This is a genomic window from Gaetbulibacter sp. PBL-D1 (assembly GCF_050509525.1).
GTDB classification, from domain to species: domain Bacteria; phylum Bacteroidota; class Bacteroidia; order Flavobacteriales; family Flavobacteriaceae; genus Gaetbulibacter_B; species Gaetbulibacter_B jejuensis.
This window is the reverse complement of sequence record NZ_JBNWKB010000013.1, coordinates 1-15,815: the sequence shown is the minus strand read 5'-3', so window position 1 is coordinate 15,815 and position 15,815 is coordinate 1. Positions and strand designations below refer to the sequence as shown.

Below are 15,815 nucleotides of genomic sequence, written 5' to 3'. Positions count from 1 at the left end.
TCGCACAAATGTCTTTTTGTGAGCATCGTAATAAAAAAAGCTGTCAAAATTATTTGACAGCCTTTTCAAAATAACTAACTAAAAACGTACTACTGCTTAATTATCTTTTTTGTTATTGTAGTATTTAAAGCATTAACCCTTACATAATACACACCACTTGCATAATTGCTTAAAGTGATTGTTTGTGTTACATTCATACTACTTAAATCAATTCGCTGAATAATTTTTCCTGTAATGTCAATTATTTCAGCATCCAACAACTGAAAATTACCGCTATTTTCTAATGAAATGACATCTTTTGCAGGATTTGGATATACTTTTATTGCAGCGTTTATATTAGCATATTCGTCTAAACCTAAAGTACGATCGTCCAATGTCAATACGACTGAATTATCATTCGGGTACGATACACTAAAAGAGTAATTGTATCCATTAGCCGTTACATTTACAGGTGATTCTAAATTTTGACCTGTTATCGTTCCTGTCGTTGTAGCTATTGTAAAAGTATCACCAATTGTTGGATCAAAACCTAAAGTTACATCAATAGTTCCTTCAAAAATCACGTTTGTTCCTGAAATAGCAAGTACGTCATGCTGTGTATCAGGTGTAAGTCCGTTAAGTTCCATTTCTAAAACTGAATTACTTGAAGACAAATAATTGCCCGAAAGTGTTAGGGTTCCTGGAGACAAACCTGGAGACACATTACCGTCGTTTGTTAAATTAGCTATTGATGGTAGGTTTATAGTTCCAACTCCTGATAGTCTTCCTCCAATTTGATTATTCAGTGATGTAGAGATACTCATCACGCCTGATGTCGCTTCAATTGTTCCTGAATTTTCAGTTTCAGCACTAATAGTCACATTTCCTCCTGATGTGTTTTTTACCAATCCTTGGTTATTAAGTAGATTAATTCCGTTACCTGATGGTGAAATTCCTGAACCATTTGCTTGAAAGTCAACAAGTCCTATGGTACTATTTCTTAATTCAGAATCTTCACCTATATAAATATTACCTGTACCTGTAAATTGTATTAAGGAATTATTTGTTAACAAGGATATCTCTTGTATAAACACATCGTTTACCAACACATCAATTGTAGAGTTATTGATTAAAGTACCTCCTCCAACTAATGCTCCAGATGTCCAATCAATTGTTGCATTTCCAGTAAAATCAAAGGATGCAGTTTCATCTAAAGCTACATTGGCGTTGCCTCGCCAATTTAAAGTTCCGTCTAAAGTTCCTGATAAACTACCTGTTAATGTTATGGCACTGTCAAAATCCAGAGTACCTGTTGACGCCACATTATAAGTACCATCGGTCAATACTTGGGCTTCTAAAATATTGTGGCTAAGATTCAAGGTGCCATTATTGACTTGAATTGTTCCATCATTATTCTGAAACTCGGTATAAATGTATACTTGATCGTTGGCACCTGGAAGGTCAACTACAATAAGTCCATCGTTGGTCAATAGGTTGTTACCGTTTCCAGATTCAGTAAAATTACCTCCATTTGCCAAAAATGAAATGGTTCCTGTTGTGGTATTGTTAACCACACCATCTACACCTATATAAATGTCGCCTGTATTCGTAAATCTTATGTCTGAGTTATTAATCAAAGCTGAAGCGTCATATATAAATACGTTATTTATAACGATATTAATTATGGAGTTGTTGGTCAATGTGCCTCCACCAACTAAGGCTCCAGAAACCCAATCTACAATTGCACTTCCAGTAAAATCAAAGGATGCTGTATCACCTGAAGCCACATTGGTATAGCCTCGCCAATTTAAAGTTCCGTCTAAAGTTCCTGATAAACTACCTGTTAATGTTATGGCACTGTCAAAATCCAGAGTACCTGTTGATGCCACATTATAAGTACCATCGGTCAATACTTGGGCTTCTAAAATATTGTGGTTAAGATTCAAGATGCCATTATTGACTTGAATTGTTCCATCATTATTCTGGAACTCAGTATAAATAAAGACTTGATGATTGGCATCAGGAAGGTCAACTACAATAAGTCCATCGTTGGTCAATAGGTTGTTTCCATTTCCAGATTCTGAAAAATTACCTCCATTTGCCAAAAATGAAATCGTTCCTGTTGAGGTATTGTTAACCACTCCATCAACGCCTATATAAATGTCGCCTGTATTCGTAAATCTTATGTCTGAGTTATTAATCAAAGCTGAAGCGTCATATATAAATACGTTATTTATAACGATATTAATTATGGAGTTGTTGGTCAATGTACCTCCACCAACTAAGGCTCCAGAAACCCAATCTACAATTGCATTTCCAGTAAAATCAAAGGATGCTGTATCATCTAAAGCTACATTGGCGTTGCCTCGCCAATTTAAAGTTCCGTCTAAAGTTCCTGATAAACTACCTGTTAATGTTATGGCACTGTCAAAATCCAGAGTACCTGTTGATGCCACATTATAAGTACCATCGGCCAATACTTGGGCTTCTAAAATATTGTGGCTAAGATTCAAGATGCCATTATTGACTTGAATTGTTCCATCATTATTCTGGAACTCAGTATAGATAAAGACTTGATGATTGGCATCAGGAAGGTCAACTACAATAAGTCCATCATTGGTCAATAGGTTGTTGCCATTTCCAGATTCTGAAAAATTACCTCCATTTGCCAAAAAGGAAATCGTTCCTGTTGTGGTATTGTTCAACTCTGCATCTACAGCTATATAAATGTCTCCTGTTGAGGTGAAATTAATCTGTCCGTTATTGATAAATGTCGTCAAGCCTCCAAGAAAAACACTACTCACAAATACATTTACTGTTCCATTGTTTGTAAGCGAAGTTGAAGTTCCTGTAATATAGCCTGAATTCCAATTAATTGTTGTTCCAGCAGAAAAACTAGATGCTTCTGTAAAAGTGAGGTTAGTACCTATGTTTAAGGTTGAATTTCCTTGTACTTGAAGTGACAGTACATTGGCAGAAACATTAATATTAACAGTAAATCCAGTAGGGACAATAACATCGTCGGTTGCAGTTGGAACTGTAAAAGTGTCCCAATTATCTATGTTATTCCAATTGGTGTTTGCACCAAGACCAGTCCAAGTGGTTTGAGCAATAGCTATAGTGCTTGAAATGCACAATAGCGTGAGCAGTAAAAATCGTTTCATAATTAATAGCTTTATTTGGTTTATATAGCTACATCGAAACAATTTAAAAATGTAAGCAGTGAAAAATAAAAAATCCCATCGAAATCGATGGGATTTTTTTTGCTCCTCCTCTTGGGCTCGAACCAAGGACCCTCTGATTAACAGTCAGATGCTCTAACCAACTGAGCTAAGGAGGAGTATTTCTTTTCGCTTTTGCGAGCGCAAATATATGTTATTTTTTAATTTCAACAAATTTATTTGAAAAATATTTCTATTTAAATAATGCTTTAAAGATATCGTTACCGTTTGCAAATAATACTAAAGCAATAAGAATGAAGAAACCAACCATTTGAGCACGCTCTAAAAACTTTTCACTTGGTTTTCTTCCTGATATCATTTCATAGAGTAAAAACATTACATGACCTCCATCTAAAGCTGGTATTGGCAATAAATTTAATACACCCAACATAATTGATAGAAACGCTGTAAGCGCCCAAAAATCTTGCCAGCTCCAAGTATCAGGAAACACGTCGTAAATAGCCTTAAAACCTCCTACACCTTTATATGCTCCTGTTTTTGGATTGAATATTTTTTTAAGCTGTTCGCCATAACTAGCAACTTGGTCTTTAAACTTTAATAATCCTGCTCCAAAACTTTCCCAAAAAGTGTAATCGGTCTTAACGATATCATAATAACCTAAGCGTTCTAAGTCATTAAGATCGCCTCCTGCTTTGATTTCAAATTTACCGTCTTCAACCTTAAGCGTCTTTGTTAATTGTTGACCATCTCTTAAAATACCAACATCAATTGTCTTGTGTGTTGCAGTTAATGAATCCATTATAGCATCATACTGGTCATAATACTTTAAGGATTTTCCGTTTAAAGAAACAATAACATCTTTAGGTTGTAAACCTGCAGAAGCGTTTATAGATGTATCAGGAATTTTTTCTAAGATAAAAGGGTAGCGTAACGAGAAAAAACTCTTACTTTCACTAGAACTGAACTGACCTAAAAAATCTTCAGGAAGCACAACTTCTTTAGTCTCGCTACCACTTAAAATTGTAAGTTTTTCCGCAGAAATAATTTTTCTTCTTATTTGTGATACAGTTTCAATCTCTTCGTCATTGATAGCTATAACCTTATCTCCTGTTTTTATACCTAAGTCTTTTAATATTGGGTTAGTCACCATGTAACCATCCTTCACGCTACTTGATGTAATATCAATATCACCATAAGCAAATGAAATAAATACATAAATAACGTAAGCCAAAATAAAGTTAACCGTTACACCACCAAGCATAATAATTAAACGTTGCCATGAAGGTTTGGACCTAAACTCCCAAGGTTGTGGTGGTTGTGCCATTTGCTCCTTGTCCATACTCTCATCAATCATTCCTGAGATTTTAACATAACCTCCTAGTGGCAACCAACCAATACCATAAACAGTCTCTCCTATTTTCTTTTTAAATAACGAGTATTTTACATCAAAGAATAAGTAGAATTTTTCTACTCTAGTTTTAAATGCTTTTGCAGGTATAAAGTGTCCTAATTCGTGAAGCACGATTAGAAGTGAAAGACTCAATAAAAATTGAGATATTTTAATTACAAACTCCATGTATCTCTTAAAAAATTAAGCCACAAAAATAACTTTTTAACCGCATTTTGAAAACATTATGTAAACTATTCATTAGTTTTTTAACACAGATTTATTAATTATTCCTTCGTTGGTTTGAAGTTGAACAAAAAGTAATCCTGTTGAAAAAGGAGTTGTGTCGATTGTGGAGGTCCATTCGCTATTGTACAATAGTTGACCCAAGGCGTTATAAACCCTTAATTCTTCTACTTGTAAAAAGTCAGGTTTTTTTATGTTTAACGTTTCAGAAACTGGACTCGGATAAATAAGTAGTTTATTATTGAATGCTTCTTCGTTAATGCTCAATGATACTGTGTTGTTTCTTGAAATTAAATCGGCTTCAGGATCAAAAATAACAGTATCTACAATAAAATTAACGTTCTCATTGAAGACTTGATTGTTTGTTGTGTTATCCAATACTAAATCTAGCGTCTCACCTTCAGTCCCAATTAATCGAATAGGTACTGGAGCTTCAAAAAACGATACAGATGCATGACTTTGGGTTTGGCTTATTTCAATATCTATTTCTGTAGGTGACTGTTGCGTACAGTTTATGGTGTAACTAGGGTATCCTTCGTTATATAACCAGTCGCTAAAAAACTCTGTTAGGTCTTGCCCACTGGTGGTTTCGATAATATTAATAAAATCTGCTGTTTTTGCATAGTCAAAAGCATGGTCTTCATCTACTAGATAAGTTTGAAGGCCTCCAAAAAACTCAGTATCTCCAAGTTTTTTTCGTAGCATGTGCAATACCATTGCGCCTTTATTATAACTTAATCTACCACTAAAAATCCTACCAACAGTTAACGTGTCGGTATCTGATAAATACACAGCTCCATCAGGTGCTGATGTAATGGAATTTGTACGTTGCTGTTTCCAAGTTCTAAAAGCATCATTACCGTCTAACTCATCAATTATAATTCCTGATAAGTAAGTCGCAAAACCTTCATTAAGCCAAATATCCTTCCAGCTACCACAAGTTATTTTATTTCCAAACCATTGGTGTGCTAGCTCGTGTGCAATAAGATTTCTGCTAAAATTTCCCATAAATGAAACCGTTGTATGTTCCATTCCGCCTCCCCAACCAAATTGAGCATGACCATATTTTTCGTCAGCAAAAGGATATTCTTCAAATAAATCAGAAAAAATATTCATTATATCAACAGTAACTGGAGTACTAGCTTGAGCGCTTGCTAAGTTTTCAGGAAACACATAATTGACAATATCAAATGGGTTACCATTGTTGGATACAGTATGCGAATACACTTCATAATTAGTAACCGCAATTGCTATTAGATATGCAGGAATTGGATGACGATGCTTATATCGTGTGGTTTTATCGCTTCCGTTTGTGGTTTGACTTATTTCCAATCCGTTTGATACAGCAACATAAGCTTCGTTTGAAGGGTTAAATTGAGGCGTTGTTAAATACACATCAACTGAGTCTATCTTATCAATTAAATCTTGTTTACAAGGCCACCAACCTTTAGCTCCATAAGGTTCGGATAATGTCCATATTATTGGGTCTCCATTATGAGTTGTTTGTTCAAAAGAACCAAACCCAGAACTTATGGGATTACCAGAGTAACTTATCGTTAAAGAATCCAACACACCTGCATTTTGTACAGCAGGAAGTGTAATTATGAGTTCGTCATCAGAGTTTTGTGTATACGATAATGTATTACCATTATGTAACACTTGCGAAACGGTCATGTTATCAGCAAGGTCAAAAGTAATTTCGGTTAATGCTTCTTTAGCTTCAAAATAAGTAGTGACATCTCCTGAAATAAATGATACTGAAGGGTCAACATTTAATTCTAATCTATGATATTTTAAATCATAATTACCTGTATTGAGATTTGCTCTGTAGAACATTTGGTTAAGTGCTGCTTTGGCTTCAGCTTCTCTAATAGTGTTCAAAGTTTCATTAAAATCTTGCCCAAAAGCAGTAATTGAAAGGACAAAAAACAGGTAAGGTAAAAATGTTCTCATAGCTTTAATTTATCATGTTAAAAATACCACTTTTATGGGTATTGTGTCGTATTTTTGCATTCAAATCTTACGTTTTCACCTCAAAATCAAGCAAAATGCTGTCTTTTTTTAAAGAATACAAATTTTTCGGAATTGTTTTATTAATCGTTTCGGCAATTATAATTTCAATATTCTATTCTATTTTAAAACCTAAAAAAGTACTTCCTATTTATCAACCTGCAATGGTGAATTATGAAATGGTTGACAGCACTATTCAGCACCAAAAAAAGTATCATAAAATTGCAGACTTTTCCCTAACAAATCAAAACGGACAAACCATAACCCAAAACGATTACAAGGATAAAATTTATGTGGCGGATTTCTTTTTTACAACCTGTCAAACCATTTGCCCAATAATGACAGACCATATGTATAAAATACAAAAGGAAATAATTGATGATGATGAAGTAATGCTATTGTCGCATTCGGTTACTCCAAAAATTGATTCTGTTGCGCAGTTAAAACGCTATGCAAAACAAAAAGGCGTTAATGACAAAAAATGGAACTTGGTAACAGGTGACAAAAAGCAAATTTACGAGCTTGCTAGAAAAAGTTACTTAGCAGTTAAAACCGTTGGGAGTGGTGATGAGTATGATATGATTCATACCGAAAACTTTATGCTTATTGACAAAAAACGCCAAATAAGAGGTTTTTATGATGGCACAAAACCTGAAGATATTACACAATTATTAGAAGACATTGAAACATTAAAGCAGGAAAAACCTTAGATTTTTGTTAAGCATTTTTTTACCCTAAAAATTTCTCTTATTTTTGCTTCTTTAAAATCAATCTAAATAAGCTTGCAACACACTATAGCACATTTAAAACGTGGTCAAAAAGGAATTATAAAAGATGTTTCATCTGTTCATATTCCTTTAAAATTATTGGAGATGGGTTGTTTACCTGGTAATAGTGTAGAGCTGTTACATGTAGCGCCTTTTTCGGACCCAATGTATTTGAATATTAATGGATCGCATTTAGCTATTAGAAAAGAAACTGCTGTTCATATTTTAATTGATATTGTTATATGAGTAAGCAAATTAACGTAGCGCTTATTGGTAATCCCAATACAGGAAAAACATCTGTTTTTAATGCCTTAACAGGACTCAACCAAAAAGTTGGTAATTATCCAGGAATTACTGTCGATAAAAAAGAAGGTGTTTGCAAACTGCCTCGTGGTGTAAAAGCCCATATTATTGACCTTCCTGGAACTTATAGCTTAAACGCCTCTTCACTAGATGAAAATGTAGTTATTGAGCTACTTTTAAACAAAAACGATAAAGATTTTCCTGATGTAGCTGTTGTTGTTAGCGATGTTGAAAATTTAAAGCGTAACCTTTTATTATTTACCCAAATTAAAGACTTAGAAATACCAACTATTTTGGTAATTAACATGTCTGACAGAATGGATTATAAAGGTATTTCTTTAGATATTGAGTATTTAGAAAAAGAGCTTAACACAAAAATAGCACTAGTGAGTACCAGAAAAAACACTGGTATTTCTGAGCTTAAAACGCTCATTTCAGATTATAAAAAGCTATCTACAAAAGGATGTTTAAACGCTTCTGAAATTGACAAAGCCTATTTTGAAAACCTTCAAAATGCATTTCCAGATCAGCTACTATACAAACTTTGGTTAGTCATTACACAAGATGTAAATTTTGGCACTGTTGAAAGACAAGAGTTTGATAGTTTAGAAGATTTTAAAACCAAAAGTAAAGCCGATTTAAAACGACTTCAGCAAAAGGAAACTATTAAGCGCTATCAGTTTATAAACAATGTGCTTAAAAAAGGACAAACCATAAACCTTAAAAACGCTAAGGACCTTCGTATTAAACTAGACAGGATTTTAACGCACAAAGTTTGGGGTTATGTAATTTTCTTTGCCATTTTACTATTAATGTTCCAAGCGGTTTATAATTGGGCAGCTTACCCAACTGATTTGATTGATGAAGGGTTTGCTACTTTAGCCGATTGGGTAAAAAACACCTTACCTGAAGGCGTATTTACAAATTTATTAGCCGAAGGTATTATTGCAGGAATAGGTGGTATTATGGTATTTATCCCACCAATTGCATTTCTCTTTTTCTTTATTGCTCTACTAGAAGAAAGCGGTTACATGAGTCGCGTTGTATTTTTAATGGATCGTGTAATGCGTCGTTTTGGACTAAGCGGAAAAAGCGTAGTGCCTTTAATTTCAGGAAACGCTTGTGCTATTCCAGCTGTTATGGCTGCAAGAAATATTGAAAGCTGGAAAGAACGTCTAATTACCATATTGGTTACACCTTTTACAACGTGTTCTGCACGATTGCCAGTGTATGTTATCATTATTGCTTTGGTTATTCCAGACGGACGTTTCTTAGGTTTAAGCTACCAAGCATTAACCCTAATGTCTTTATATATTATTGGTTTTTTAACCGCTATATTTTCAGCTTATATATTAAACAAAGTGCTGAAAATAAAGAGCAAATCTTACTTTGTGGTTGAAATGCCTAGTTATAAATTTCCTTTGTTGAAAAATGTAGGGTTGACCGTTTTGGAAAAAACCAAAACCTTTGTGTTCGAAGCTGGTAAAATCATTTTAGCCATTTCTATTGTATTGTGGTTTTTAGCTTCTTATGGTCCTGGAGAACGATTTAACGACGCTGAAAACATAGTAAAAACTGAAAGCCCTCAACTTTCTGAAGACGAATTGAATGATAAAATCGCTGCTCATAAACTAGAGTATAGCTATATAGGTATTGTTGGTAAAACCATTGAACCTGTAATTAAACCTTTAGGTTACGATTGGAAGATTGGTATTGGACTAGTCACTTCTTTTGCAGCTCGTGAAGTTTTTGTGGGAACACTTGCCACCATTTACAGTGTTGGTAGCGCCAATGATAACGAAGATGAAGACACCATAAAAAACAAAATGGCTGCCGAAACACACAACGATGGCACAAAAGTATTCACGCTAGCTTCAGGGATTTCTTTATTGTTGTTTTATGCCTTTGCAATGCAATGTATGAGTACATTAGCTATAGTAAAACGAGAAACTAATTCTTGGAAATGGCCAATGCTACAACTTATAACTATGAGTGCTTTTGCGTATATTGTTGCTTTATTGGCATTTCAATTTTTAAAATAAGATGAACGATACTATTCAAAACATATTGGTTTTTGTTACTTTAGGAATCGCTATATTATTTTTGGTTAAAAAATTTATTTGGAAGCCAAAAAAAGCGACAACTAAATCTTGTGGCAACAGTGATTGTGGCTGCAGCTAAAAACCTAAATTGGCTATAATAATTATTCTTATTGCTTATTTTTTTGACTACAAATCAAAACCAGACACTTTTATATCTGATTTAAAGTCTGGATTAATGATTTTTGGTTGTTTCGTCTTGTATGCTTTAATTTTAAGATATCAATTCAACATAAATATTTTATACATCATATTTTCTATTGGAATTGAAATAATACTCTTATTTACTATTAAGGGTTTTATAAAAAAATAGCTATTACTTATTATACTTCTTCAACCACGCCAAAGTATGTGCTACTTTACTAATCAAGTTACTAGGCTTTGCAGCAATATTGTGATACGATTCAGGAATTTCAACTAAAACGGTTTCTATCTTACGTAGCTTTAAAGCATGATATAATTGTTTAGCTTCACTAGGTGGTGTTCGTAAATCGTTCATTCCAACCATAACCATTGTTGGTGTTTCAATATTTCCTACTAAAGAAATTGGTGAAAACTTCCAATAGTTTTCAAAGTTTTCCCAAGGATGTCCTGGATAACGTGTGTCTTTGTAATAAAAATAGTTGTCAGCAACCAACGTTTTACTAATCCAATTCATTACAGGTTTTACAACAACTGCTGCCTTAAAACGATTGTTCATTCCTATCATCCACGCAGTCATAATTCCTCCTGCACTTCCTCCAGTTACAAACAATTTGTCGTTATCTGCAATGCCTTTTTCAACTAAATAATCCACACCATCCATCACATCGTTATAGTCTTGTCCTGGATAATTGTTCTTCAATAGATTCCCGAATTCCTCACCATAGCTTGTACTTCCTCTAGGGTTTGGATAAAACACCACATAACCATCTGCTGCATACAATTGAATTTCAGCAGTAAAACGATCGCCATAGTTTAAAATCGGTCCTCCATGATTTTCAACCAACAACGGATAGCTTTTAGAAGCATCATAAAAAGGTGGCTTTACAATCCATCCTTGAATATCCCTTCCATCAAACGTCGATTTGTACCACACTTCTTCTACTTCACCAAGTTGTCTGTGTGCTAAAACATCAGCATTTAAACCAGTAATGAGTTTTGGCGTTTTTTTATTTTGAATTACAGCCAATTCTGCAGGATATTCTGGTCGTGTTTGCGTGTAAGCAATAACACCTTTATTTGATACCGAATACGACCCAGACGCATAAGGTCTTCCTATGGTTGTGCCTCCAACATTATCAGTAAGTTTTGAAATTTTTCCTGAGGTTGTAATGTAACCTATTTTGGTATTTCCTTTTTCATCATACATAAAGTACAAGCCTTTTCCTGAAGTATCCCAAGTAATATCTGAAACGCTTTCATCCAAGCCAGAAGAAATAATTCTTCGGTTGCTTCCATCAGTATTCATTAAATGCAAAACCGTATTTTGATGGTCTTGAACTTTGTCTAAATACCCTAAAAATGCAACTGTTTTTCCATCAGGTGATACTTTTGGCGAATAATCTGGTCCATCTTGAGTAGTTAAAGCGGTTATCTTTTGGGTATCTACATCCACTTTATAGACTTCGCTATTTCTAAATCTATATTCCCAATCGTCTACTCTATTTGCGGAGAAGTAAATCTCTTTTCCGTTAGGTGAAAACGACAAGCTTCCTCCATGACTGTAATCTCCTGATGTTAATTGACGTGCTGTTCCACCTTCAGCAGAAATCATAAAAATATGTGTAAAGCCTGTTGGCATATAACCTCTACCATCGGCTTCGTGTTTTAGTCTATCTGTAATTCGTGCAGGTTCAGCCCATTTAGCGCCTTTAGGTTTTGATGGCATTTGTGCTACAACAGGTGGCTTTTCGTCAACAAACATGGTAAATGCTATTTGTGAACCATCTGGTGACCAAGTTAGGTTTCCTGGTGATTTTTCTAATTGTGATAATTTGGCAATTTGACCAGAACTTATCCAATACATGTAAATTTCGGCACCTTCATTGGTAGAACTTACAAACGCTATTCGATCTCCACTTGGCGACCATGCTGCTTGTGACTCACCTACTTCTCTAGAGGTTAATTTTCGATGTGATGTTCCGTCAGTATTAATAATCCAGAGATTTCCTCTAGAGTTATCTTTCATGATATCAAATCCGTTTCTTCGGTAAACAATTTGTGTACCATCAGGTGAAATTTGCGGGTCACTAACCCATTCTAATTCAAAAACATCTAAAGGTTGAAATGGTATTTTTTCGTTTTGTGCGGTTAAACATCCAAAACTCATAACACTAATTAAGAAGACTAAAAAACGGTTCATTGCGTGTATTTAAATATTAAAAGCGAAAGTTACTAATTATTAAAATCTCTTCCTAAATTAAATATTTTAGCTATCTTTGAAAAATATTTAAGTATACTTAAATTTAATTTAAAGCAATTATAAATGTCTGTAGCTATTGAAAATTTTGTAAAGGCCATTTACAACAACAACATACAAGATCATCATGATACCAAACCTGGTAACATTGCTAAAAAACTTGGAATATCTAATGCTGCTGCAACAGATATGGCTAAGAAATTAGCCTCTAAAGATTTGTTGAAATATGAAAAATACCAAGCACTTCAACTTACCGAAGCTGGCACAAAAATGGCTCTTAACGTCGTGAGAAAGCACAGGCTTTGGGAAGCATTTTTGTTCAAACTTTTTGACATGAGTTTACATGAAATTCATCGTGAAGCAGAATTGTTGGAACACGAAACCTCCGATTTTTTAGCAAATAAAATCAGTGCTTATTTAGGTAATCCAAAATTTGATCCTCATGGTGATCCAATTCCAAATGAACGTGGTGAAATAACTACCGAAGATCATTCTATTTCGCTTTCAAATGCTGAGGAAGGCAAATCATATATCATTTCACGTTTGATGAGTGACGACAAAGAGTTCTTTGATTTTTGTGCATTAAATGGCTTAAAATATGGCAACGCTATAGTCGTGACAAAGCAGTTCAGTAAAAACAAAATGACACAAATTACCATCAACACTAACACTATTCTTTTAAATGAAGATTTTACAAACATTATCTATGTCAATGAAGCGTAATACAATTATAACAGCCTTGTTTTTTGGTATGTTATCATGTGCTGTCTATTCACAAAATGATAGTTTAAACATTGTTTCTGCTCTAGAAGGGAAATTAATTAGCTTTTCCGATGAACCATTAGTAACCGACAGACCAGACGCAACCGAGTCGTCTTCAACCGTTGGCAAAGGTGTTTTACAATTTGAAACTGGCGGAATTTATGAATCTTACGAAAACAACAGCATAAAAAACGAAAACTATACCTACAACACCATGCTGATTCGTTATGGAATTCTCGATAACATGGAATTACGCTTGGGTTGGGATTTTGTAGAAGGCATCTCCAAAGTAAATGGCAACAAACTGGATAATATTACTAGCGGATTTTCGCCTTTGTTATTGGGTATGAAAGTGGATATTACCGAAGAAAATGGATTAATGCCTGAAATTGCACTTATTGGTCATGTGTTTCCTGTTTTTAGTGCTTCAACTGACTATAGACCAGAACATACAGGAGTAGATTTTAGATTTTCATTGTCACACACCTTAAGTGAAAAATCAAGTTTAGGGTACAATATTGGTGTAGAATGGGGAAATGATTCTTCTGAAGCCACTTGTGTTTACACTTTAGCTTATGGTTACAGTATCACAGACAGGTTTGGAATCTATGCTGAAGTGTATGGCGATTTACCTGAAGACCATTCGGCTAATCACTATTGGGATGCTGGTATGACCTATTTAGTATCTAACGATCTGCAATTAGACGCTTACGTAGGCACTAGCATTACTGAAGGACAAGACATTTTATTAGGCATAGGATTTAGTTACAGAGCAAAAAAATAAACCATGAAAAAAATACTATTTGTTGTAATAGCAGTAACATTATTAGGCTGTAAAAAAGACGAAAAAAGCAATAACAAACTCAATGTGGTTACCACAACAACCATGATTACGGATTTGGTTAAAAACATTGGAGGAGATAATATTAACCTTCAAGGATTAATGGGAAGTGGTGTCGATCCTCACCTTTACAAGGCAAGCGAAGGCGATGTTACCAAATTGGTAAATGCCGATATTATTTTTTATAACGGATTGCATTTGGAAGGTAAGCTCGTTGAAGTCTTTGAAAAAATGGAACGAAGTGGAAAAACGCCAATTGCCTTAACTCATGTCATTGACAAATCTACCTTAATAGGTTCCGACTATTTTGCTTCAAATTACGATCCTCACGTATGGTTTAATATTGATTACTTTATCAGCTTTGGAAGTGAAGTGTCAAGGGTTTTACAAGAAAAAGATCCTGAAAATGCCCAACTGTATGAGGAAAATTGGCAAAACTACTACAAGCGTCTTTTAAGCCTTAAATCTGATATCACACTAAAGATTGAGGAATTACCAAGAGAAAAACGCGTTTTAGTAACAGCTCATGATGCCTTTAATTACTTTGGAAGGTCTTACAATTTTGAAGTTGTTGGCCTACAAGGACTCTCAACAGCAACTGAAGCTGGAGTGAAAGACGTTCAAAAATTATCAGCTTTTATTATTGAAAAAGGCATTAAGGCTATCTTTGTAGAAAGTTCAGTACCCAAACGTACTATTGAAGCACTGCAAGCTGCAGTAAAATCTAAAGGTCACAATGTGGAAATTGGTGGAACTTTATATTCTGATGCGCTTGGAAATACTGGAACTAATGAAGGGACTTATATTGGCATGTTTGAGTATAATGTAAACACCATTGTTAATGCGTTGAAATAATGAAAAAAATAGCTGTACAAGTCGATGATTTAACGGTTGCTTATAACTACAAACCTGTACTTTGGGATATTGATTTAGAAATTCCTGAAGGTGTTCTTATGGCTATTGTTGGACCAAATGGCGCAGGGAAATCGACACTCATCAAAGCCATATTGGGTATTTTAAAACCTATTGCTGGTAGTGTTTCTATTTATGGAAAACCTTACGACAAACAACGTGATTTGGTTGCTTATGTGCCTCAAAAAGGAAGTGTAGATTGGGATTTCCCAACAACAGCCTTAGATGTAGTAATGATGGGAACTTATGGCAGTTTAGGTTGGATTAAACGTCCTGGTCAAAAAGAAAAAAAAGCAGCTCTTGAAGCTTTGGAAAAAGTAGGTATGTTGCCTTTTAAAAACAGGCAAATCAGCCAGTTATCTGGAGGACAACAACAGCGTATTTTTTTAGCACGAGCTTTGGTGCAAGACGCTTCAATATATTTTATGGATGAACCTTTTCAAGGTGTTGATGCCACTACTGAAATTGCCATTATCAATATTTTAAAGGAATTGCGAAAAGCTGGAAAAACCGTTATTGTCGTACATCACGATTTGCAAACTGTTCCTGAATACTTTGATTGGGTAACTTTCTTGAATGTGAAAAAAATTGCCACAGGTCCTGTCAAGGATATTTTTAATGATGACAACCTGACTAAAACCTACGGCATTAATTATAAAGTGAGCATACAAGAGTAACAATTGACAATGAATAATGAACAATAGAAAATATAGATTCCGCATCAACACTTCGACAAGCTCAGTGTGACATTGCAAAATGAAAAAACAAAAACTAATGTCTAACCTCTAACAACAAAATACCAATAGACTTTCTAGAATACATAGAACTCGTAATTAACGATTACACCTTAAGAACCATCACACTTGGAACCGCAATTCTTGGTGCTGTTACTGGTATGTTGGGTAGTTTTGCTGTACTCCGAAAAC

The 15,815-nt window shown here is 34.5% G+C and carries 11 protein-coding genes, 1 tRNA gene and 1 pseudogene; 8 read left to right on the top strand and 5 right to left on the bottom strand.

What is annotated here, in order from left to right:
- Positions 1–89: 89 nt before the first annotated feature.
- The 4 genes from ACQ0RB_RS11565 to ACQ0RB_RS11550 all read right to left on the bottom strand — a co-directional run bounded on the left by ACQ0RB_RS11565 (position 90) and on the right by ACQ0RB_RS11550 (position 6,747).
- Entirely contained in the window at positions 90–3,143 is a 3,054-nt protein-coding gene (locus ACQ0RB_RS11565) for a beta strand repeat-containing protein (RefSeq protein WP_430498599.1), read from the bottom strand.
- Between the two features lie 102 nt (positions 3,144–3,245).
- A tRNA-Asn gene (locus ACQ0RB_RS11560) sits at positions 3,246–3,319 on the bottom strand.
- Positions 3,320–3,393: 74 nt separating this feature from the next.
- Positions 3,394–4,737, bottom strand: coding sequence for an RIP metalloprotease RseP (gene rseP, locus ACQ0RB_RS11555; protein WP_430498597.1), 1,344 nt, complete (start codon positions 4,735–4,737; stop codon positions 3,394–3,396).
- A gap of 72 nt (positions 4,738–4,809) precedes the next feature.
- A complete protein-coding gene (locus ACQ0RB_RS11550; protein ID WP_430498595.1) occupies positions 4,810–6,747 on the bottom strand; it encodes a M1 family aminopeptidase in 1,938 nt (645 codons plus the stop codon).
- Positions 6,748–6,842: 95 nt separating this feature from the next.
- On the opposite strand from ACQ0RB_RS11550, the gene ACQ0RB_RS11545 reads away from it, so the two are divergent.
- The 3 genes from ACQ0RB_RS11545 (at position 6,843) to feoB (ending at position 9,916) form a co-directional block, all read left to right on the top strand.
- Positions 6,843–7,514 (top strand): SCO family protein, encoded by a 672-nt coding sequence (locus tag ACQ0RB_RS11545; protein ID WP_131506290.1) that lies wholly within the window; start codon positions 6,843–6,845, stop codon positions 7,512–7,514.
- A gap of 72 nt (positions 7,515–7,586) precedes the next feature.
- Entirely contained in the window at positions 7,587–7,817 is a 231-nt protein-coding gene (locus ACQ0RB_RS11540; protein WP_129759668.1) for a FeoA family protein, read from the top strand.
- On the top strand, positions 7,814–9,916 hold the full coding sequence (gene feoB, locus ACQ0RB_RS11535) for a ferrous iron transport protein B (protein WP_430498592.1): 2,103 nt from the start codon (positions 7,814–7,816) through the stop codon (positions 9,914–9,916). Before ACQ0RB_RS11540 ends, feoB begins: the two co-directional genes overlap by 4 nt.
- Positions 9,917–10,289: 373 nt before the next feature.
- Here the strand turns inward: feoB and ACQ0RB_RS11530 are convergent, their stop codons facing one another.
- Positions 10,290–12,317 (bottom strand): S9 family peptidase, encoded by a 2,028-nt coding sequence (locus tag ACQ0RB_RS11530; RefSeq protein WP_430498590.1) that lies wholly within the window; start codon positions 12,315–12,317, stop codon positions 10,290–10,292.
- Between the two features lie 123 nt (positions 12,318–12,440).
- On the opposite strand from ACQ0RB_RS11530, the gene ACQ0RB_RS11525 reads away from it, so the two are divergent.
- From ACQ0RB_RS11525 to ACQ0RB_RS11505, 5 genes and pseudogenes are all read left to right on the top strand, one after another.
- Positions 12,441–13,097: a metal-dependent transcriptional regulator gene (locus ACQ0RB_RS11525; RefSeq protein WP_131506294.1), complete on the top strand. Its 657-nt coding sequence runs from the start codon at positions 12,441–12,443 to the stop codon at positions 13,095–13,097.
- On the top strand, positions 13,057–13,920 hold the full coding sequence (locus tag ACQ0RB_RS11520) for a transporter (protein ID WP_430498589.1): 864 nt from the start codon (positions 13,057–13,059) through the stop codon (positions 13,918–13,920). The genes ACQ0RB_RS11525 and ACQ0RB_RS11520 overlap by 41 nt, the downstream gene beginning before the upstream one ends.
- Positions 13,921–13,923: 3 nt before the next feature.
- A complete protein-coding gene (locus ACQ0RB_RS11515; RefSeq protein WP_430498587.1) occupies positions 13,924–14,832 on the top strand; it encodes a metal ABC transporter solute-binding protein, Zn/Mn family in 909 nt (302 codons plus the stop codon).
- Positions 14,832–15,566: a metal ABC transporter ATP-binding protein gene (locus ACQ0RB_RS11510; RefSeq protein WP_430498585.1), complete on the top strand. Its 735-nt coding sequence runs from the start codon at positions 14,832–14,834 to the stop codon at positions 15,564–15,566. The genes ACQ0RB_RS11515 and ACQ0RB_RS11510 overlap by 1 nt, the downstream gene beginning before the upstream one ends.
- A 125-nt stretch (positions 15,567–15,691) precedes the next feature.
- Positions 15,692–15,815 (top strand): annotated as a pseudogene (locus ACQ0RB_RS11505) (metal ABC transporter permease); the annotation flags it as partial.

Excerpts from the sequence above, each read along its gene's own strand:
- ACQ0RB_RS11525 (WP_131506294.1), top strand. The coding sequence starts at position 12,441 with ATGTCTGTAGCTATTGAAAATTTTGTAAAGGCCATTTACAACAACAAC.
- ACQ0RB_RS11515 (WP_430498587.1), top strand. The coding sequence starts at position 13,924 with ATGAAAAAAATACTATTTGTTGTAATAGCAGTAACATTATTAGGCTGT.
- ACQ0RB_RS11565 (WP_430498599.1), bottom strand. The coding sequence starts at position 3,143 with ATGAAACGATTTTTACTGCTCACGCTATTGTGCATTTCAAGCACTATA.
- ACQ0RB_RS11510 (WP_430498585.1), top strand. The coding sequence starts at position 14,832 with ATGAAAAAAATAGCTGTACAAGTCGATGATTTAACGGTTGCTTATAAC.
- feoB (WP_430498592.1), top strand. The coding sequence starts at position 7,814 with ATGAGTAAGCAAATTAACGTAGCGCTTATTGGTAATCCCAATACAGGA.
- ACQ0RB_RS11530 (WP_430498590.1), bottom strand. The coding sequence starts at position 12,317 with ATGAACCGTTTTTTAGTCTTCTTAATTAGTGTTATGAGTTTTGGATGT.
- rseP (WP_430498597.1), bottom strand. The coding sequence starts at position 4,737 with ATGGAGTTTGTAATTAAAATATCTCAATTTTTATTGAGTCTTTCACTT.
- ACQ0RB_RS11550 (WP_430498595.1), bottom strand. The coding sequence starts at position 6,747 with ATGAGAACATTTTTACCTTACCTGTTTTTTGTCCTTTCAATTACTGCT.
- ACQ0RB_RS11545 (WP_131506290.1), top strand. The coding sequence starts at position 6,843 with ATGCTGTCTTTTTTTAAAGAATACAAATTTTTCGGAATTGTTTTATTA.
- ACQ0RB_RS11520 (WP_430498589.1), top strand. The coding sequence starts at position 13,057 with ATGAAGATTTTACAAACATTATCTATGTCAATGAAGCGTAATACAATT.